General features: G+C 62.9%; 12 protein-coding genes and 5 pseudogenes. 7 read left to right on the top strand and 10 right to left on the bottom strand.

Going from position 1 to position 19836, the window contains the following annotated elements; translation table 11 throughout:
• Positions 1 to 29: 29 nt before the first annotated feature.
• The 5 genes and pseudogenes from LDP01_RS16825 to LDP01_RS16800 all read right to left on the bottom strand — a co-directional run bounded on the left by LDP01_RS16825 (position 30) and on the right by LDP01_RS16800 (position 4773).
• On the bottom strand, positions 30 to 854 hold the full coding sequence (locus LDP01_RS16825; RefSeq protein ID WP_224091644.1) for a pentapeptide repeat-containing protein: 825 nt from the start codon (positions 852 to 854) through the stop codon (positions 30 to 32).
• Between the two features lie 208 nt (positions 855 to 1062).
• Positions 1063 to 2284: pseudogene (locus LDP01_RS24005) on the bottom strand (L,D-transpeptidase).
• Positions 2285 to 2431: 147 nt separating this feature from the next.
• Positions 2432 to 3910, bottom strand: a complete 1479-nt coding sequence (gene ahcY, locus LDP01_RS16810) for an adenosylhomocysteinase (RefSeq protein ID WP_224091643.1) — start codon at positions 3908 to 3910, stop codon at positions 2432 to 2434.
• Between the two features lie 55 nt (positions 3911 to 3965).
• On the bottom strand, positions 3966 to 4184 hold the full coding sequence (locus tag LDP01_RS16805; protein WP_224091642.1) for a Trm112 family protein: 219 nt from the start codon (positions 4182 to 4184) through the stop codon (positions 3966 to 3968).
• Positions 4185 to 4365: 181 nt separating this feature from the next.
• Entirely contained in the window at positions 4366 to 4773 is a 408-nt protein-coding gene (locus tag LDP01_RS16800) for a DUF3499 domain-containing protein (RefSeq protein WP_224091641.1), read from the bottom strand.
• 111 nt (positions 4774 to 4884) lie between these two features.
• On the opposite strand from LDP01_RS16800, the gene LDP01_RS16795 reads away from it, so the two are divergent.
• A complete protein-coding gene (locus tag LDP01_RS16795; protein ID WP_224091639.1) occupies positions 4885 to 5403 on the top strand; it encodes a metallopeptidase family protein in 519 nt (172 codons plus the stop codon).
• 21 nt (positions 5404 to 5424) lie between these two features.
• On the opposite strand, the pseudogene LDP01_RS24000 reads toward LDP01_RS16795, so the two are convergent.
• The 3 genes and pseudogenes from LDP01_RS24000 to LDP01_RS23555 all read right to left on the bottom strand — a co-directional run bounded on the left by LDP01_RS24000 (position 5425) and on the right by LDP01_RS23555 (position 11066).
• Positions 5425 to 7099, bottom strand: a pseudogene (locus tag LDP01_RS24000) (DUF5719 family protein).
• Between the two features lie 16 nt (positions 7100 to 7115).
• Positions 7116 to 10490 carry a glycosyltransferase gene (locus LDP01_RS16785; protein WP_224091637.1) on the bottom strand — a complete coding sequence of 1125 codons (3375 nt, stop codon included), beginning with the start codon at positions 10488 to 10490 and terminating at the stop codon, positions 7116 to 7118.
• Positions 10491 to 10519: 29 nt separating this feature from the next.
• Positions 10520 to 11066 (bottom strand): annotated as a pseudogene (locus tag LDP01_RS23555) (WhiB family transcriptional regulator).
• A 366-nt stretch (positions 11067 to 11432) separates the two neighbouring features.
• Here LDP01_RS23555 and LDP01_RS16770 point away from each other — a divergent pair.
• Positions 11433 to 12129: pseudogene (locus LDP01_RS16770) on the top strand (TIGR03089 family protein).
• 2 nt (positions 12130 to 12131) lie between these two features.
• Here LDP01_RS16770 and LDP01_RS16765 read toward each other — a convergent pair.
• Positions 12132 to 12698, bottom strand: coding sequence for a GtrA family protein (locus LDP01_RS16765; RefSeq protein ID WP_224091633.1), 567 nt, complete (start codon positions 12696 to 12698; stop codon positions 12132 to 12134).
• Positions 12699 to 12923: 225 nt separating this feature from the next.
• On the opposite strand from LDP01_RS16765, the gene LDP01_RS16760 reads away from it, so the two are divergent.
• The 5 genes and pseudogenes from LDP01_RS16760 to LDP01_RS16740 all read left to right on the top strand — a co-directional run bounded on the left by LDP01_RS16760 (position 12924) and on the right by LDP01_RS16740 (position 18566).
• Complete coding sequence (locus tag LDP01_RS16760) at positions 12924 to 14111, top strand: 5-(carboxyamino)imidazole ribonucleotide synthase (RefSeq protein WP_224091631.1); 1188 nt, start codon at positions 12924 to 12926, stop codon at positions 14109 to 14111.
• Positions 14108 to 14671, top strand: coding sequence for a 5-(carboxyamino)imidazole ribonucleotide mutase (gene purE / locus LDP01_RS16755; protein WP_224091629.1), 564 nt, complete (start codon positions 14108 to 14110; stop codon positions 14669 to 14671). The genes LDP01_RS16760 and purE overlap by 4 nt, the downstream gene beginning before the upstream one ends.
• A gap of 11 nt (positions 14672 to 14682) precedes the next feature.
• Complete coding sequence (locus LDP01_RS16750; protein WP_224091627.1) at positions 14683 to 16323, top strand: LCP family protein; 1641 nt, start codon at positions 14683 to 14685, stop codon at positions 16321 to 16323.
• Positions 16324 to 16375: 52 nt separating this feature from the next.
• A pseudogene (gene manA, locus LDP01_RS16745) lies at positions 16376 to 17627 on the top strand (mannose-6-phosphate isomerase, class I).
• A 3-nt stretch (positions 17628 to 17630) separates the two neighbouring features.
• Positions 17631 to 18566: a lipid II:glycine glycyltransferase FemX gene (locus LDP01_RS16740; protein WP_224091625.1), complete on the top strand. Its 936-nt coding sequence runs from the start codon at positions 17631 to 17633 to the stop codon at positions 18564 to 18566.
• A gap of 160 nt (positions 18567 to 18726) precedes the next feature.
• Here the strand turns inward: LDP01_RS16740 and glpX are convergent, their stop codons facing one another.
• Positions 18727 to 19749: a class II fructose-bisphosphatase gene (glpX, locus tag LDP01_RS16735; RefSeq protein ID WP_216924934.1), complete on the bottom strand. Its 1023-nt coding sequence runs from the start codon at positions 19747 to 19749 to the stop codon at positions 18727 to 18729.
• Positions 19750 to 19836 lie beyond the last annotated feature (87 nt).

Raw genomic sequence — 19836 nt, 5'->3', positions numbered from 1 at the left:
GACAACGCCGCGGCCCTTCGCCGATACTCCTAGTGCCAATGGGCAGGCGTAGCGAGCCTTTCAGGCAGGCGCGTTTCCCGCTTTCCTTGGGCGGCGTTGATTTGCGGTTGGGTGAGGTAGAGGGACCTTGCGAGGTTGGCGCCGTGGAGACGGGTATCGCGCAGATCGGCGCCAAGGAGGTCAACGGCGGTTAAGTCACTGCGCTCCAGGTTTGCCCCTATCAGGTAGGCACCGCGGAGGTCCGAGCCGCATAGTTGCCGCTTTGCCAAATTGGCACCCATGAGGTCGGCACCCGGGTGGATTCCGGCGTCGGGCATTTCACGGCCGTCAGCCGCATATGAAGCGCGCACCTCCTCGCTGACCTCCATCAGAAGGGCACGCACCCGGGCGTGTAAATGTCCGACGTCGGCAGTCAGGACTGCGGACACCTCGCCTTGGGATGTGCTTTCGATATCTGTGAAAAGCCCGCGGGCGGTGGCCGCCAGCTCGGGATCGAAAGCGCGTTGTTCAGCTTCGGCCAAGTACCACAACATTTCGTGCAGTTGCTTGACGATCTTGAAGACAGCGAACATCGAGGCCTTGGACTCCGGATCCTGGACCCAGCTCGTACCCCCAAACGTGCGTTGGGAAACCACTTGGCCTGCGCCGAAGCAGTCAAAGACAGTACATCCGCTGAATCCGCGGGGCCGCAAACGTTGATGGATGGTGCAGGAAAAGTCGCTGGCCATGTTCGGGCAGGCTGAAGCAGCCGGTTTATCGATGGCGAAATCGGCTGAGCGGGCAAAGCCAAGGGCGGTGCAGCAAAGGGCGAAGCAATTACTGCAGTCCGGGCGAAGGGTTGGCGAAATAGTCATTAGTGCTCCAAGCGATGAAATGGAATCCGGTGGAAGGAGCCGGGAACCCTGCGCGGGTTCCCCTAGGGAAGACTCGTAATCACCACGGAGGGCAGCACAAATAACAGGTCCGGCCAGGTGCCGGAACCGGAAAGGAGAATCAAAGACCGCAAGAAATAATCACTGCCTCGATATTAACAGCAATTCTGTCCCCGGCTGGAGATGGAGGCTACCGCTGGGCGTAGCTGGCCCAGGGGATGTTCCAGTCGCCGAACCCCTCCAAGGGCTCCACAGCCGGCGCACCAGTATTCAGGATCTGCACCACATCACCGGTTTTCATGTTGTTGAAAAACCAGGCAGCATCCTCGGGCAGCAAGCCAACGCAGCCGTGGGAAACGTTCACGCGTCCAATGGCGCCCCAAGCGGACTCCAGGGCTTGGTGGACATAGACGCCGGACCACGTGAGGCGGTTGGCATAGTCCACCACCATTGGAGCGTAATAGCCCTTGTCCCCGGGTTTGAGGCCGATGCTTCCAGCGTTGAAGTTGGATTTGCGTTCTTGTTCAAGGATCACGGCATAGCCGGTGGGCGATAGCCAGTCTTCGCCACCCAGCGATACGGGTGCGGTGTGCATCAGTTGGCCATCGAAGTACACGTTCATGGTCTTGGTGTTGTCATCCACCACAGCCACGCGTTGCGGTCCGGTAGTGAAAGTGGAAACGACATCGCCGTTGCCGATCATCTTGTTGCCGAAATCGACGCCCAGGAGCTTCATATCCACTGTGACCGTGGTTCCCGACGCCCAGAAGGCCTCCGGACGAATGCGGACCTTCTTGTCCGAGTACCAATGCCACGCCACTGGCTGGCCAGATGAAACGGTGATGGCAACGCGCTTTTCCATCGCGGCCCTTGTCAACCACAGGTTCACTGAAGTTGATTTCGATCGGCTGGCCCGAGCCGGCAACTGTGCCGTTACGCGGATAAATGGAAGCATCGGCCTCGTAGGCGGCAGAAACCGTGGTGAAGGTCTGCGTCTTCTTCGTTTCCTTACCTGCGGTGTCCACAATGGTGAAGGAATAGCTGTATTGGGTCTTGAACTTCAGGACCTCAAGGGTTGTCCATGTGCTGCCATCCGCGCTGGTCTTCCCCTGCACAGGTGTACCGCCTTCAACCGGCGCCAGCACAACATCCTTGACCTTGCCGTTGACGGCCTTGATCTGCGGGCCAACCACTGGATTCCACTCCACAGCGCCATCCAGCGGTGTGATGCCCAGTTCGACGGGTTTGGCCTCCGGCGTCGGAGTGGACTGGGTTGTGGCCACGCCATTGGGGGTGGAACCGGACAGCAATCCAGGAACGGTGGCAACGCCAATACCGCCCACGACGATGGCCGCAAAGACCCCTGCAATGGCAAGGATCTTGCCCGTTTTCCGTTTGGCGACTTCCGTCATGGTTCCCGTCTTCCTGTCCCCCGGCAAGCAATACTGAACACCCAATTCTAGCCGAAAGGCCGGCCACGCTGGTCACGTGTCCGGCCTTTCACTGCGGGGTTGGGGCTACCGCTTGGAGGTTACTGGCACCGCAAAACTGAACTTGGCCTAGTAGCGGTAGTGCTCCGGCTTGTATGGGCCTGCAACATCCAGGTCCAGGTAATCCGCCTGATCCTTGCTCAGTTCCGTCAACTCCACGCCAAGCGCATCCAGGTGCAGGCGGGCTACCTTTTCATCCAGGATCTTGGGCAGGACGTAGACCTGCTTCTGGTATTCGCGTTCCCCGGCCGGCTGGTCCTTCTTGGTCCAGAGTTCAATCTGCGCGATCGTCTGGTTTGTGAATGAATTGCTCATCACGAAGGACGGGTGGCCCGTTGCGTTGCCCAGGTTCAGGAGCCTGCCTTCAGACAGCACGATGATCGACCGTTCGGAGTCGGAGCCGGCGTCGAAGACCCACTCGTGAACCTGGGGTTTGATCTCCACCTTCTTGACGCCGGGAACCTTGGCAAGACCTGCGATGTCGATCTCGTTGTCGAAGTGGCCGATGTTGCCCACGATCGCCTTGTTCTTCATGCCCAGCATGTGCTCGGCCATGATGACGTCCTTGTTGCCGGTGGTGGTGATAAAGATGTCACCCTGGGCAAGGACAGATTCCAGCTTGGCCACTTGGTAGCCGTCCATGGCGGCCTGCAGGGCACAAATGGGGTCTATCTCGGTAACCACAACGCGCGAACCCTGGCCGCGTAGTGCTTCTGCCGCACCCTTGCCGACGTCGCCATAGCCACAAACCACGGCAACCTTGCCGCCCATGAGGACGTCCGTTGCACGGTTGATGCCGTCCGGCAGCGAGTGGCGGATGCCGTATTTGTTGTCGAACTTGCTCTTGGTCACGGAGTCGTTGACGTTGATGGCCGGGAACAGTAGCTTGCCCTGTTCGGCGAGTTGGTACAGACGGTGCACGCCCGTGGTGGTTTCTTCAGTGACACCCTGGATCCGTGCCGCCACGCGTGTCCACTTCTGCGGGTCCGCGGCCAGGGTCCGGCGAAGGAGGTCCAGAATGAGGACGTACTCTTCAGGATCTTCCTCGGTGGCTGCGGGAACGGCGCCTGCAGCCTCGAAATCGACGCCCTTGTGCAGCAGCAGGGTGGCGTCGCCGCCGTCGTCCAGGATCATGTTGGGACCCAGCTCCGGGTTGGCGTCCGCTCCGGGCCAGGTAAGGATCTGCTCTGCAGTCCACCAGTATTCCTCGAGGGTCTCGCCCTTCCACGCGAACACGGGAACACCCTGCGGATCTTCCGGCGTGCCCTTACCGACGACGACGGCGGCGGCGGCTTCGTCCTGGGTGGAGAAAATGTTGCACGAGGCCCAACGAACTTCGGCGCCCAGGGCGGTGAGGGTTTCGATGAGGACGGCTGTCTGGACCGTCATGTGCAGCGAACCGGCGATGCGGGCGCCCTTGAGCGGCTGCGACGGGCCGAACTCAGCACGAAGGGACATGAGGCCCGGCATTTCGTGCTCAGCGAGACGGATCTGGTGGCGGCCTGCCTCGGCAAGGGAAATGTCAGCCACTTTGTAGTCGAAAGTCATGGAAGTCCTTATGGATGTTTAGGCGTACCGTGCGGGATTGCTGTTCTGGAAGTACTCAGGCCTTGGCGTTGTGCTGGCTGGAGCTTGCGGCGTTGGAAGCAGCCAGCAGTTCCGGCGGCAGAAGCAGGGGAATGCCGTCCTCAATCGCGTAACGGACCTTTTCACCGTTCTCGGCGGTAGCCGTTGACACAAGGTCCTCCCCCTCCTGGACCAGCGATGAACCCGTCACTGGGCAGCGCAGGATGGACAACAGTTCAGGACTGACCTTTGGCATGAATGATGCTCCCTGGATGGCGCGGGCATGGCGCCGCTGGCGGATTTATCTGCAGATTCCAGCCTACAGCGCAGGACCATCCACCAAGGAGCCGACGAAGATTTGAGTCCGGGATTGCCGTGCGTGTCCGGGGTGGTCGTACGTGTCCGGGGTCGCCGTGTGTGGCAGGGTCAGGACGGACCTAGGACGGTTCGCGCAGTATCCGCAAGTGGCCGCGGCGCGCACCTTCAACCATGGCGGGAGGCTCCACATGCGGCCGACTGGAACGCGGTGGGGTGTCCGTTGCCGCTGAAGCTGCTTCCCGCACCGCGTTGGCAAGAGCCAGCAAGTCATCGGGGCCAGGCTCCGGAGGTGTCGTTGGCATAGCCAGGCGCAGCACTTCCCAGCCCCGCGGGACTGTCAGGGATTCCGCATGCTGGGCGCAAAGATCGTACGCATGCGGTTCGGCGTACATGGCCAGCGGGCCGAGGACCGCTGTGGACTCGGCATACACGTACGTCAAAGTAGCCACCGCGGATTGGCGGCAGGCGGACCTTGAACACTGACGAATAGCACCCACAACATCCCAGATTAGCGCCCCTTGGCCCATAACCTGCGCATTGGCTGGCCGTGCCCACCCGGAAGGTGCAGTCAGCGCCGGTCACGGCGCGCTGGTCGCCATGATGTCGCGTTGGCGGTTCCTCGGGACTAAAGTCGATATATGCAGTCACAGCCACATGTTCCTGGCTTCACAATCCGGTGGACTGACGCCGCAGGCGATCAGGCAAAGGAACACACCGGCACGGATGTCCGCGGTTTCCGGCGGCGCCGGAGAAACCGTCACGGCAGAGGATTGCGTGGGGAACTCATGCTCCCAAGTCTTCCCGGCTTCCGGACCCGCGCCGAACGTTTCGATGACATGGTGCTGGACTCAGCCGAACGCCTCCAGGATATGTGGGGCAAGCAGTTGGATGGCGTGCTCTTCGCCGTCGACGAAATCCCGCCGAACCTGGAGCAATTGGTCGCCGAAGGCGCGGCAGCCCCCATGGGCTCCTACACTCCGGGCAGCCGAGGCGAAGCACCCATGATCGCTGTGTACCGCCGTGTCGTCGAACAGACAGCCGGAACACGGGAAGAGCTCCAGGACCTCGTTCACGACGTCGTGGTGGAGTACACCGCGGAAATGCTCGGGGTACCGCCGGAGACGCTGGATCCGGTGTACCGGCGTCGCTACCAGTAGCGCCCGCGGGTCCCAACCCACCTAGTAGCCCACCGTCACAGGAACTTTCTCGAGCCCCGCAGCAGCATCCTGGATGCCCAGCACCGAGACGTCGGCGCGGTCCTGCCTACCCAGGATAAGTGCCCCATACGCAGGGTCCCCGGATGCTGAAACCACGTACCCGGCAACCACTGCTTGTCCGGATTTTGCTGGAAGCTCGATCAGCGATGTTGTGCCACCGGACATGTCCACGTCCACCGACTTGCCCACCTTCCCATCGGCTGTCACCGGTGCGTAGCTAACAGTTGCGCGTCCCTCAGGAACGCCAAAGCTGAAGGAGTTCTGCCCATCACGGGGCACGGCCACCACATGCTGGCTTCCCAGCCTGGCCGAAGACGGCGACCACGCGAAATCCGTTGGATCCTCCGCTTTGGCCCCCCGTGTGATCCGGGTTGAAGCGACGAACGCGACATCGGAACTCGCACTCACGGTGTAGCTGCCGGCCGGAACGCCGTCCAGGTCCAACGTAGCTACCGTGCCGCCCTTGACCGTGACTACTCCCCCATTGGGGAGCTGGCGCTCACCGTTCGCGCCGTACAGCCGGACCTGAACCACGGCGTCCGTGGACCCGGGTACGGCTATTTGAAGCGCCGGAACGGCATCGGCAAAGCCGGATTTACTGCCAAGTGCCTTGATCGCCGCTGCATCCTGGATGTCGACGCCGGCCATCACCTGGAGGTTGGACGGCCCGGAACCCGGGGCGAGGAACTCCACCCCGCCCGGCACCAGTCCGCGCAGCACGCTCTGCTGAATGGTCCCTGCAACGGGTCCGCCCGAGCTGCGTACGTGCACTGCCAGTTGGGATTCGCCCGGGGCAAGGGCCGGCAAGGTTTACCGAACGCGTTGTCCCGGGAGCCACAAGAAGACCCCGTGCGCCCGGCGCCTGGATCTGCCCCTGGGCGCCGAAGAGGTCCAGGTTGACGGTGGCAGGCGTCTCGGATGCATTGCTGAGGTTCAGGACCGCGGTCCGGCCAAGCGCGGTGTCCGCGCCCAACAGCCAAGCATCATTTCCGGGCTGCTGGCACGGAGCCGCCGCAAGGCCACGGAGGTCGCCGTCGTTGGCTGAATAGCTCAGGTTCGCGGCCAAGGAGGCTTGTTCGTTCCCGAGCGGGTCAGCACCCACCACGGTAGGAGCTGTCACCGGGCTGATGGTCGCCGCCGCTGCCGTCAGAACCGGTGGACCGGAAGTGGGCGATGGGGTACTCGTGGGCGTCTTTGCAATTTCAGCAACTGCGCCGCCTGCCAACGACGTCACTTTACTGCCCGGAATGGTGCCTGCGGGATTGCTCAGGACCAGTGCGTTGAGCGCACTGGTGGCGGTGGTGGAAACCGGGCTGAATTCAGCATCGGTGTCCACATCGGTTCCGGTGACAAGGCGCGCTGGTTCCGGGCAGACGCCCAGGGAGCGGCCCGCCGGAACGTCGGCCTGCCGGATGTCCGCTGCAGACCCGCCTGAGGGCCCTGGAACCATGGAGGTTGCCGCAACCGCTCCGCCTCCCGCGGCAAGGATCACCGCTGCGGATAAAACCCCTGTGATGATGCCCTTGTTGGAACTGCGGGCGCCCTTGCCGGAACGGGCATCTTTGGTGGAGTTGGGTGCATCTTTGGTGGAACTGCGGGCATTCTTCGTGGAACCGCGCGTCGCGTTATCGTCCACCTGCTTCTTTGGGTCCTCAGACACTGCTGTACTCCTTACGGAGGGAGACTTCGTCCCTCGACATGCCGGTTCGCGAGCGGCGTGCGGGCATCGGAACGGCCAACAGCACGGTCAGGCCGAACACCACGGCCTGCAGGATGCCAAACCAAAGGCCCCAAGGGTTGGTGTACCGGATTTCCAGGTCGCCACCAGTGGCCGGAAGTTCGAAAGCCTGCGCCCACCCGGAGGTGGTCGACTTCAGCTGGCGCCCATCCATCCAAGCACTCCAGCCAGGATCGGACCGTTCAGCCAGGACCACCCGGCGGCCTTCGTCGCCTGCCGGCACTGCTGCGTCCACGGACACCTCTGCTGAGGGCAGGGAGCCGATGGCCTCACCCTGCGCGCTGAGAATGCGAACCCTGTGGGCCGTGTCTGCAGCGGTGGCGGCAGAGGAATTCCTCGGGGTTACGCGCCACAACCACCCGGCGTCGGTTTGTCCAACAGCAACGAGGCCCGGAACGGCGTCGATCCTGCTGGCGGTCAGCTGGGCGGCGTCATCAGCGGCCTTGAGCACAACAAAACCGGCACCGAGCTGCTCCAGATCGTTGCGGGGGTCCACACCTGTGCTCGCCACAATGGTGGCCACTGCCCTGCGGAGGGACGCGGTAGCGGCGTCGTCGGTAGCAATCTCTTCACGGCCGGGCGCCCCAATAATGGTCCTGGCCGAGGCGATGGTAGACAGGCTGTCCAACGTAGTCCCGGCACCACGCATCAGAGAGGACGTAAAGGCGCCCTGCTCGCCGCTGGTGATGACCAACGTCCGCGTACGTTCCGGTCCCTCTCCGCGGTCGACGGCGGTGGCCGGCAAGGTGCCGTTGTCCACCGGCCGCACCTGGCGTGCAGCGCCCAAGGATAGCTTCTTACCCGCCTCTGCCCCAGGGGCGTCAGGTGTATCGGCAGCGACCGGGGCCTCAGAGACGGGCCGCAGGACGTTTTGTCCCGCCCATGCCGCAATCCCGGCCAAGGGTCCGCCCAGCAGCAGCGCAAGGGCAACACCCGACGCCACGCGCCGCAAGGGCGACTTCCAGCGGGCAGCATCAGAAGTCCTGGTGGGAACTGCAAAGAGCTTATCGGCACCGAGCAACGCCGCACCGAGCAGCAGGATTCCGGCTGCAGAAACCGCCGGGCCGGTGAACGGACCAACAATCACGTTGTTGTTGACTCCGGTGGCCACATGGCCCATCAGCCAACTGCTGGCCAACGTAGCCAGCGCGGCCAACCAGAAGACGCGGACAAGGGCGGTGCGCTTGCCGGGAAGGAACAGGGCCGCTACGGCCAAGAGAAGTACAGGGACGCTCACCAGCAGAGCCAGCACCAGAGCCCAAGGCACAGCGCCCGGTCCGAACATCCCAAGACCGGTGAGGCCGCCGTCGATGTCGAAAGCCAGGGGCTGGCCCAGGAACTGCTGCCACAGTGGTGCAGCGTCGAAACTGAGCGGCAGGCCCGGATCGGCAAGCAAGGAGCGGGGGCGGTCAAGAACCGAAATGCCGTAGGGAATGAAGAGCGCGGCGCTGGGCAAAAGCGACCACCAGAGTGTCTTTCCCCGCGTTCCGAGCACCACGGCCACCAGGACGACGACCACCGTCAGTGGCCCCAGGAGCGACGGCGCGGATGCAGTGATTGCAGCCATCGCCAAGCCGGCAGCCGCCGCTGCGGTCCAGGACGGCGTGCCGTTAATTCCCGGTTTACCGAGCACGGGCGAGGGGCGACGCGTGAAAGGCGCCCTTGCGGCATTGGCCCGGCCTATCGCAGAACCGGACGCGCGTATCAGCGCCAGCAGCAGCAAAGGCATCAGCACGTGGGCCACCAAGGCTCCCGGCCTGCCTTGGTTGATGGCTACCAGCAGGGCAGGTGCCCCGGACCAGGCAAGAGCGGCAACAACCCGGAACCGGCGCCGGGCGGTCAAGGCCCCGGCAGCGAACCAGGCACCGATCGCAGAGAGTGGCATGGCCAGTATCAGCAACCACACGGTTGCCGAGTTGCCATCGCCACCCCCAAACAAGGAAAGAAGCCACAACACGTAAGCGAAGGGATCGGCGTGCCCAGGCAGTCCCGCACCGAGGGAAATCCACCATGTAGAGGCGTTGGCCCAGATATCGGAGGGTGACCCGGACAACGGGAGGAGTCCTCCTCCGGCCACGGTTCCTGTGCGAAGGAGGCCGAAGAGTCCAACGAAAGAAGCGGCGAACGTGATGAGGGCAGCAGCAACTGCACCAGTGCCAACCCACCCGCGTTCGTTGGTGGCCAGCGCCTCGAAATCGTCAGAGGCATCGCCGCTGGGTTCGGGGGCCAGAAGATCGGAGGCTACGGTAGTTTCCTCGCTTGGGCGGATGGCCTCCAGCAGGGAACGCCGGTTGGCGCGGACTTCACGCGAGGACGTTTGTAGGCCCCGGACCACCGAACGGTGAACGCGGCGGGTCCTCGCCGCAATCCGGCGGCCTCTTGCGATAGCCAAGGGCCGCACCAAGCCGGCGATAGTGGCCGTGAACTGGGAGAATCCGTAGCCCGGCTCCTTGACCAGAATGCTCAGCACCAGACGGACAAGTGCGCCCAGGAGCGCCCCCACTGCCTGGAACGGCAGGTTCCACCACGGCGTGTGTTTGAGGCGCATGTGAATTTGCGCTTTGCGCGCCGCGGAGGACGTACCAAGACCGTGCGGGCGGTGCTCCACGTGGAACATGCGCGCGCTTGGCACCACCACCACACGGTTTCCCGCAAGCCAGTTGCGCCAGCAGAAATCGACGTCGTCGCCGCTGCCGGGCAAGGCAGGGTCAAAGCCCTGCAACTGCTCCCAGACGTCCCTGCGGATCAACATTCCGGCAGAGTTCACGGCAAAAGTGTCAGAGCGGGCATCATATTGCCCTTGATCTACTTCGTCTGCGTCGATCAGTGTGAGGCGTTCGGCCCAGCGGCTGGTGGATAATCCAACGTCCACCAGATGACGGTCGTCCTGCCACCCAAGCTGCTTGCAGCCGGCAACTGTTACCGAAGTGGTCCGTTCCACTGCGTGGAGAAGCTCGGCCAAGGCATCAGGAGCAGGAGCGGCGTCGTCGTGAAGGAGCCAGATCCATGGGACAGCACCGGCCGATTCTGCGCTTTTGGCAACGTCCTCATTCCTGCCGGCATCCCTGGGAGCAAGCTCGTCCAGGCCGGCCTGGACAGCGGCGCCAAAGCCAGACTTGGGCTGGACGAATGTGGTGACGTTTGCTTGACCCAAGGCCTCACGAAGCAAGTCGAGGGAGTTGTCCGTGGATCCTGTATCAATGCCAATGGCGGCATCTGCCGAACGCGTCTGGTTCGACAGTGCCGCCAAGGTCCTGGGGAGATAGCTCCCGCCGTCGTGGGCAACCACGACGGCGGTAACGTGTACTTCCTTAAGAATTAGACTGCCCGCTTCCTTAACCGGCGACGTTCGCGCTCGGAGAGCCCGCCCCAGATGCCGAATCGTTCGTCGTTCGCGAGGGCGTACTCAAGGCACTGCGACCGGACGTTGCACGCTCCGCAGACCTTTTTTGCGTCCCTGGTTGATCCGCCCTTTTCCGGAAAGAATGCTTCCGGATCTGTCTGGGCGCACAGGGCGTCAGTCTGCCAACCGAGTTCGCCCTCGTCATCGAAGTCACTTTGGCCCGGCAGTCCGATCCACACCGGCTGTCCTGGAATTTCCTGGGGACGACGCAACTCCATGGGAGGGTCGTCCAAGTCTTCGTCCGGCCCCGGCAGGCAGGTCCCCGATCAACGCTTCGTGCGCAGCGAGGAGGGCAGTTGCTTGATCCTCCAACGACTGCTGCACGTTCTGGTTGTATCGGTCTGCCGCTTCCGGGTCCGCCGGGTCCACGTACCAGTCCCCTGGCACTTCCCGCGAACGGTATTTCACCGACGCATGTTCTGCGACGACTGCATCTTCCTGGATACGCAACGCTTGCCCCATGGCGTCCCTCCTGATTTTGCAGCTGCTGCTTGGATGTGTTTCCGATTTCCGGCGGTGTTCCGGGAATCTGTGCAGCGGCGTTGATTACTAATTACACGCGTGTAACTACCCACCAGTCAAGCCGCGCCGGGATAATAATCAAGAATCTGTAGAAACGTGGGATGCGCCACGCCCAACGTTTTCCGCCGTGGCGCGGGCTGGCTGAGGCTAAAACGGAAGCCCCGCATCACTTTGGATGAACAACTCCTGACATTCCGCGGAATTCCCAAGACCGACACAGGATGTCCATCGACTGGACTTAACGGAGGTGTGTTGCATTTCACATTCTCCTGCGGCTCGACGCCCCCACCGTGGCAGGATTGATGCATGAGCATCCCGGCAGCGAACCTGATGACCACCCTGCGATCCGGCCATTCCACATCCCCGAGGCTGACCTGGTACGGCCCTGATTCCGAGCGCGTAGAGCTCTCCGGGCGGGTTTTGGACAACTGGGTTGCAAAAACCAGCAACCTGCTGCAGGACGAACTGGACGCCGAGCCGGGCAAGGCTATCCGGCTGGACCTCCCGGCACACTGGAAATCGTTCGTGTGGGCGCTTGCCGCGTGGCAGTTGGGCATGGAGGTAGTCTTCGACGGCACTGCAGCGGACCTGCTGGTGACAGATACTCCCGACGACGGCGCCGGGGCCGGCTTTGACGCGGTCGTCGCCGTACCCCTCGCGGCACTTGCGATGCGCTGGCCCGGCGAGTTGCCGCCCGGCGTCGTGGATTTTGCTGCGGAAGTCCGGTCCCACGGTGACGTCTTCATGGCACACAACGAACCGGAAGCCGGCCTTCCGGCCGTCCGCGGCAGCGCGGGCCACACCCATGACAGCCTTCTGGACGGATTCGCCGCTCCCCAGGAACCGGGCGTCCGGCTTCTGGTTCGGGCGGCCGATGGTTTGGAGCCGGGCCCTGGCAGCAGCGTTGGGCGCGTGGAAAGAAGACGGCTCAGTGGTGCTGGTGCATCCCGACCTGGAAGTGACCGCGCACCTGCTTGAGAATGAGCGCGTCAGCCGATCCTGAGATCAGTTCTTGATGGAGGGCAATTCGCCGGTTGCAGGACCTCCGGTGCCCGCCTCGGCAACTGACTTCTCCTTGTGATGGAGCTCCAGGATCTCGTGGTCGTGGGAGTAAGCCGGCTCGGCATCCAGCTCTTCGTTGAAGACCCAGAAGCGGTATGCGAAGAACCGGAAAATGGTGCCCAGCACAAGTCCGACGACGCTCCCTGCGATAAACAGCGACGGCTTGTCATTCAAGTCCAGCACGTACTTGGCGAACCACACACAACCGGAAGCAATCAGCAGCCCGACGAAGTTCATGACGGCGAACAGAACGGCCTCACGGACCACGTTCGCCTGTTTGCGGTGGCGGAAGGTCCAGAAGCGGTTGGCTACCCAGGAGAACACGCTTGCAACGATCGTCGCAATGGCCTTGGCCCAGACTTCGCTTCCGTGCATCGGGCCCGAAAACAGCCAGATGTAAACTGCCGAGTCAATGACAAAAGCAACACCGCCTACGGCGCCGAACTTTGCTACCTCGCGCCAAAAAAGCGAGGCAAGTCCGCGGATGCGATCTGCAAGTGTGGTGATCATGACCCTCCATGGCCGTTGAAAAGTGGGCCGATGGGCCACATCCATTTTAGCGCCCATTTCCAACCGTTCCCTTTGAGTCCCCTGTGAGAACGCCGATACCGGGGCCTGCGCCACTGTGAAAACCGGACCAAACCAACGGCGGAAACCAGATCTCCCTAATCTACCCAGGGGACGTTACAGCGGCTGAATCAGTGTTCGGGCCACTGGTTCGGTAGGCTGAACCTTGTGACTTTTCCAGTAATTGGTGTTGTTGGCGGCGGCCAGCTCGCACGCATGATGGCCCCGCCTGCTACCGCTTTAGGCTTCGAACTACGGGTTTTGGCTGAGGGCGAGGACGTTTCGGCTGTCCCCGCTGTGGCCAACGCCCCCATTGGCGACTATAAAGACCTGGACGCCCTCCTTGAGTTCTCCAAGGGCGTGGACGTCCTGACCTTCGATCACGAACACGTTCCCACGGAACATCTGCGTGCCTTGATCGACGCCGGCGTCAATGTGCAGCCCGGACCCGACGCCCTGGTGAATGCGCAGGACAAACTCGTGATGCGCGCGGCCATCGATCGCCTCGGGCTGCCCAACCCGGAGTGGGCCGCCGTTGACTCAGTAGAAGAACTGGTGGCATTCGGCGACAAGATCGGCTGGCCCGTAGTGCTTAAGACACCGCGCGGCGGCTACGACGGCAAGGGTGTCCGCATTGTTGACTCCGCCGATGATGCCGCTGGTACTGCGGATTGGTTCCAGGCCATGAGTCCCCTGCTTGCAGAAGCAAAGGTGGACTTCAGCCGCGAACTTTCCGCCCTTGTAGCCCGCACGCCGAGCGGCGAATCGCGTGCCTGGCCCGTAGTTCACACCATCCAGGTTGACGGTGTGTGCGATGAAGTTATCGCCCCCGCCCAGAACATTCCACTCGAGGTTGCCGCGGCTGCCGAGGGGGCTGCACTACGGATCGCCAACGAACTCGGTGTTACCGGAGTCATGGCTGCTGAGCTCTTCGAGACCCCTGGGGTTGGTGCCGGGTTCCTCATCAACGAACTCGCAATGCGCCCCCACAATACGGGGCATTGGACGCAGGACGGATCGATCACCAGCCAGTTCGAACAGCATCTGCGTGCGGTTCTGGACCTGCCCCTGGGCGCCACGGATGCAGTGGCGCCGATATTTGTCATGAAGAATTTCCTGGGCGGGGACAACCAGAACCTCTTCGAGGCCTTCCCCATGGCGTTGGCTTACGAGCCGGCAGCGAAGGTGCACTGCTACGGCAAGTCCGTGCGGCCAGGGCGGAAGATCGGCCATGTCAACCTGGCCGGCACGTCTGCCTCGGAGGTAGATTCCGTCCGCCAACGCGCCACTGCAGTGGCCAACATCATCCGCGACGGCCGGATGCCCGCACAGACCACCCCCGAGGAGACCGAATGACATCAGCATCAACAGCCCCACTCGTAGGTCTCGTCATGGGCTCGGACTCCGACTGGCCCGTCATGGAAGCCGCTGCGGACGCCCTGGCTGAGTTCGGCATCCCCTTTGAGGCGGACGTCGTCTCGGCGCACCGCATGCCCACCGAGATGATCCGCTACGGCCAGACTGCCCACGAGCGCGGCCTGCGCGTCATCATCGCCGGAGCAGGCGGCGCAGCGCACTTGCCTGGAATGTTGGCTTCGGTCACTCCCCTGCCCGTGATCGGCGTCCCCGTTCCCTTGAAGACCTTGGACGGCATGGACTCACTTTTGTCCATCGTGCAAATGCCTGCCGGGGTCCCGGTTGCCACAGTCTCCATCGCGGGGGCCCGCAACGCAGGACTCCTGGCTGTACGGATGCTCGCCTCCGGCACGGATGACCTTGCCGTCCGTCTTCGTGAGGACCTGCTCCGCTTCGCGCAGGAGCTGAACGACGTCGCCACGAAGAAGGGCGAAAACCTGCGCCACAAGGTGGAAGAGGTCTTTTCCCCTGCCAACGCTTCCGCCCGGAGCAGCCGCTAGGAAGGCAGCGGATGACCACCATGCACAAGAATTCGAATCAGTCCGGCGCCGCGCTGACTGATCCAGTCCGCTATCCAGCCGGGGCCAGCGCCCCGGTGCGGACCAAACGCGCCTTCGTGCTGGTCCTCCTCACGCTCTTCATCCCCGGCAGCGCCCAGATCGTGGCAGGTGACCGCAAGCTGGGCCGCCTCGCCCTGCGCATCACCCTCACTGTGTGGGCGCTGGCTTTGCTGACGCTCTTGATCGCTTTGGTGAACCGGAGCATGCTGCTCAGCATCGTCACCCATCCGGTGGGATCGCTGTTCATCATCGTTGTCCTCGTTGCCCTTGCATTGGGCTGGGCCTATCTGTTCCTGAACACCCTGCGGATCATCAGGCCCAACCTGCTGGCACCGGGGATGCGGCCCATCATTGCCGTCGTCCTTGCCGTGACAACAGTCCTGGCCAGCGGGTCATTGGGGTACCTCGCGTATGTCCTGAATGTCAGCCGCAACGCGATCGGCAGCATATTCAACGCCGGCCCTGCCATCGATCCCGTGGATGGTCGCTATAACTTCCTGATGATGGGAGGCGACGCCGGTGATGACCGTACGGGTAGGCGTCCGGACAGCCTTTCGGTCATCAGCGTCGACGCTAAAACCGGTGAAAGTGCCATAATTTCCGTGCCCAGGAACCTGCAGAACGCCCAGTTCAGCGAGGACTCCCCCATGCGGAAGATCTACCCCGACGGCTATAACTGCGGCGATGAATGCCTCATCAACGCCGTCAACACCGAGGTCACCAACAATCACAAGGACCTGTACCCGGGGGTTGCCGATCCTGGCGCACAGGCCACCCTGGAAGCTGTATCCGGGACCTTGGGTATCACCGTGCAGGCGTATGTGCTGGTGGATATGGACGGGTTCGCAAAGCTCATCGATGCCATGGGCGGCATCCGCATCAAGGCTGGCGGCTGGGTACCCATCAGTGGTCCCGTCACTGACGAGGCCAACGGGATCCACGGCATGCCCGATGGCTGGATCCCGGCTGGCGACCAGCACCTGGATGGCTTCCACGCCCTTTGGTATGGCCGTTCCCGCGAGTTCGTTGACGACTACGCCCGCATTGCACGCCAGCAATGCGTACAGCAGGCCATGCTCAAGCAGCTGGACCCCGGCACGCTGCTGACCAAGTTCGAGGACATCGCCAACGCAGGCACCAAGGTGGTGGAATCCAACATCTCCTCCGCGCAGCTCGGAAGCTTTGTGGACCTTGCCTTGAAGTCCAAGAGCCAACCGGTCAAGCGCCTCACTATTGGTCCTCCCGATTTCGATGCCTCCTTCTCCACGGTGCCGGACTTCGATCTGATCCACTCCAAAGTCCAGGAGCTGTTGACGTCCAAGGACAGTCCCAAGGCCGATGACTCCATGGTGTCCAACGACGCCAAGGCGGGCTCTCATGTCGTGGCAGCGGGCCCGGTCCAGGGCAGCCTCCCGGCCGGACTGCCGGCGGGCCAGCAGCCGTCGCCGTCGTCCTCTGATTTCACGCCGGTGACCACCACGCCGGACGGTACGCCCATCACCGAAGAACTGCTCAACGGCCTCAAGGCCCAGGGCGACGAGCAAGGCATCCGGGACCTCGTGGCAACCAATGGGCAATGCGCCCCGCTGTAGCCCCAGCAGCACCACCACCCTACGTTCAGCGCGACGATAAGGACTTTCCTTCGTGTATCAGATTGAGAATGTTTTGCGGCCCTACGCGTGGGGTTCGACGACGGCGATCGCCGGCTTGCTGGGGCGGCCGTCGTCAGGTGGCCCGGAGGCAGAAATGTGGATCGGCGCCCACCCCGATTCGCCGTCCACAGCCATTCATCCGAATGGGGTTACACAACCGCTCGATGCCCTGATCGCCTCGAACCCAACCCACTTCCTGGGAACCGACAGCCTGGCCGAGTTCGGCCCCCGGCTACCGTTCCTCACCAAGATCCTGGCCGCAGAACAGCCACTTTCCTTGCAAGTGCACCCGAGCCTGGAGCAAGCGCGCGAAGGCTTCGCCCGCGAGAACGCCGCAGGGATCCCCGCTGATTCCCCCGAACGCAACTACCGGGACGATAACCACAAACCGGAGATGATTTTTGCGCTCACGCCGTTCCGGGCATTGTGCGGGTTCCGCTCCCCTGCAGCAGCCAAAAGCGTTTTTGAGCACCTTGCCTCGGTTTTGGATTCCGCCGCAGTGGAGGTCCCCGCAATCATCAGCGACGTCATCTCCGACCTCAGCCTTCCCAACGAATCCGATGCCCTCAAAGCTGCCTTCACCCGCCTGATTGAGGGCGGCAGCGACGTCTCGGATGCCATTCATGAGGTAGAAGCCGTCCTGCGTGCAGGCGCACCCCAAGAGCCCCACGAAGATGCGCTGGCCGCAATGCTGGGAATCAATGAAGCTTTCCCCGGCGATCCCGGTGTGCTCATTTCCCTGCTCCTCAACCACCTTTCCCTTCAGCCGGGCGAGGCCGTGTACCTGCCGGCCGGCAACGTTCACGCCTACCTGCACGGCCTGGGCGTGGAAGTCATGGCTTCCTCGGACAATGTGCTGCGCGGCGGACTCACGCCCAAGCATGTGGATGTCCCGGAACTGATCAAGACCATCCGCTTTGAATCGATGGGCGTACCCCGCGTTGAGGCCAGTGGAACAGAGTTTGGCCAGGAACTGTACCGCCCGCCCTTCAAGGAGTTCCAACTCCAGCGGATCGAACTCGGGCCCGGGCGCCGAACCGGTGCCGCTGGCACAGTCCGGACCCGCCGTCGTCGTGGTTGTTGCCGGTTCCGTGGTCCTCGACTCGCCCAAGAGCGACCTCCCGCTGCAGCGCGGCGGCGCCGCGTTCATCCCTGAGGTGGAGAACCCGGTGAATGTTCATCCTGTGCAAGGCGCCACCGAAACAAGTATTGCCTTCGCCGTGACCACAGGACTGGGTAACTGAGCCGTGGACTTTTTTCTGCAGTCGCCCGCTTGGGCTGACGTCCAGCGTTCGCTCGGCCGCCGGGTCCATGAGCAGTCCGGCCCCGGCTGGAGCTTCCTCGCCATTGAGGAAAAGAACCCGGCCGGCAAGGTTATCTACGCCCCTTATGGGCCCGTGGCAAAGTCCGTGGACGCCTTCGACGCCGCGACGGCTGCCTTGGTGGAATTGGCGAAGAAGGAACGTGCTGTCTTCGTGCGCATGGAACCTGTGTCAGCAGGCTTCACAGCGTCCGAGGCCGATGCACTCCTCCGTGCCCGTGGCCTCCAGCCGGCGCCCGTGAACCTGCAGCCGGAGTTGAGCTGGATCGTGGACCTTGAGGGCGATTTCAAGGACGTTCTTGGCGGAATGAAGCCGACCAACCGGAACCTCTACCGCAACATCCACAAGAAGGGCGTGACGTTCCGGGCATCCCAGGATCCTGCAGACATCAAGGTTCTCCTGCATTTCCTCCACCTGACGGCAGCACGCAACGGCTTCAAGCCACAAAGCGATGAGTACCTCACCCAGGTGGCTGAATGCTTGCTACCCTCCGGCGCCGGAACGCTGTTCATAGCTGAGCTGGAGGGCGAGCCGATCGCTGCCGCGTTCACCTACGATTCCTCGGACACGCGCACCTATGCCCATGCCGCACTGGACGACACGCACCGCAAGCTCAGCGCCGGCATTCCGCTCCTGGTCAACCTCATGGCAGATGCCAAGGAGAAGGGCCTGAAGCACGTGGACCTCTGGGGTGTGGCCCCTGAAGACCAGCCGGACCATAAGTGGGCAGGCTTCACGTCCTTCAAGAAGTCCTTCGGAGGCCGCGAAGTAGCCTACCCCGGCACCTGGGACCTCCCAGTGAACAAACTCCGCTACGGCGCCTACCAACTGGCCCGAAAGCTCCGCGACAAACTCCGCTGATCCCACAACAGCGCGAAGCCGGAAGTCGCGGCACTTACGCCTCCGGACAGCGAAAAGCGCCCCATCGCGGGAGCGGCATCAAATCGACGAGGTACGAGGAGATAGCCGCAGAGCGATGGGGCGCTATTTGCGTCCAAAGGCGCGTTACGCCATGGGAAGGTTACGGCTTGCGCGCGTACGTCTCCCACTTGCTGGCGTGGTGCTCGGCATCAACGAAGCGCACCGTTCCGGACTTCGAGCGCATCACGATGGACTGCGTCAGGACGCGGTCCTTCTGGTAGCGAACGCCGCGGAGGAGGTCGCCGTCGGTGATACCGGTTGCTGCGAAGTAGCAGTTGTCCGAGGTGACGAGGTCGTTGGTGGAAAGGACGCGGTCGAGGTCGTGTCCGGCGTCGATGGCCTTCTGCTTTTCGTCGTCCGACGTGGGCCACAGGCGGCCTTGGATAACACCGCCGAGGGACTTGATGGCGCAGGCGGCAACGATGCCTTCGGGGGTTCCGCCGATGCCCATCAGTGCGTCCACGCCGGTTCCGGACCGGGCTGCGGCGATGGCACCTGCGACGTCGCCGTCCATGATGAACTTGGTGCGTGCACCGGCTTCGCGGATTTCCTCCACGAGCGGGCGGTGCCGGTCGCGGTCCAGGATCATGACGTTGAGCTGGTTGACCTTGACGCCCTTGGCCTTGGCGATCAGGTGCAGGTTCTGCTTCACGGGCAGGCGCAGATCCACCATGTCGGCAGCTTCGGGGCCTGTGACCAGCTTTTCCATGTAGAAGACCGCGGACGGATCGAACATGGAGCCGCGCTCTGCTACTGCCAGGACGGCAAGGGCGTTGTTGATGCCGAGGGCGGTCAGGCGGGTTCCGTCGATGGGGTCCACCGCGACGTCGCATTCGGGACCGGTGCCGTCACCAACCTGCTCGCCGTTGAACAACATGGGGGCTTCGTCTTTTTCGCCTTCACCGATGACCACGACTCCATTGAAGTGGACGGTGTGAAGGAACGAACGCATGGCGTCGACGGCGGCGCCGTCTGCCTTGTTCTTGTCGCCGAAACCTACCCAGTGGCCACCGGCAATTGCCGCGGCCTCGGTGACACGGACGAGTTCCAGCGCCAGGTTGCGGTCGGGTTCGTCGGTGCCGACGGCGAGCGACGGCGAAATCGTGGAATACTGCTGGGTCATTGGTGCAGGAGACACTTGAACCTCTTCTTCGAGTGACGATTCACGGGACCGGACACGGTTGCACGAGGCAACCTGGGGTCCCTCTAT

Origin of the sequence: Arthrobacter sp. StoSoilB13 (assembly GCF_019977255.1) — a bacterium.
Taxonomy (GTDB): Bacteria; Actinomycetota; Actinomycetes; order Actinomycetales; family Micrococcaceae; genus Arthrobacter.
The sequence above is the reverse complement of the archived record's forward strand: the minus strand, read 5'-3'. Positions and strand labels throughout refer to the sequence as shown.

Excerpts from the sequence above, each read along its gene's own strand:
- LDP01_RS16825 (WP_224091644.1), bottom strand. The coding sequence starts at position 854 with ATGACTATTTCGCCAACCCTTCGCCCGGACTGCAGTAATTGCTTCGCC.
- ahcY (WP_224091643.1), bottom strand. The coding sequence starts at position 3,910 with ATGACTTTCGACTACAAAGTGGCTGACATTTCCCTTGCCGAGGCAGGC.
- LDP01_RS16805 (WP_224091642.1), bottom strand. The coding sequence starts at position 4,184 with ATGCCAAAGGTCAGTCCTGAACTGTTGTCCATCCTGCGCTGCCCAGTG.
- LDP01_RS16800 (WP_224091641.1), bottom strand. The coding sequence starts at position 4,773 with ATGGGCCAAGGGGCGCTAATCTGGGATGTTGTGGGTGCTATTCGTCAG.
- LDP01_RS16795 (WP_224091639.1), top strand. The coding sequence starts at position 4,885 with ATGCAGTCACAGCCACATGTTCCTGGCTTCACAATCCGGTGGACTGAC.
- LDP01_RS16765 (WP_224091633.1), bottom strand. The coding sequence starts at position 12,698 with ATGATCACCACACTTGCAGATCGCATCCGCGGACTTGCCTCGCTTTTT.
- purE (WP_224091629.1), top strand. The coding sequence starts at position 14,108 with ATGACATCAGCATCAACAGCCCCACTCGTAGGTCTCGTCATGGGCTCG.
- LDP01_RS16750 (WP_224091627.1), top strand. The coding sequence starts at position 14,683 with ATGACCACCATGCACAAGAATTCGAATCAGTCCGGCGCCGCGCTGACT.
- glpX (WP_216924934.1), bottom strand. The coding sequence starts at position 19,749 with ATGACCCAGCAGTATTCCACGATTTCGCCGTCGCTCGCCGTCGGCACC.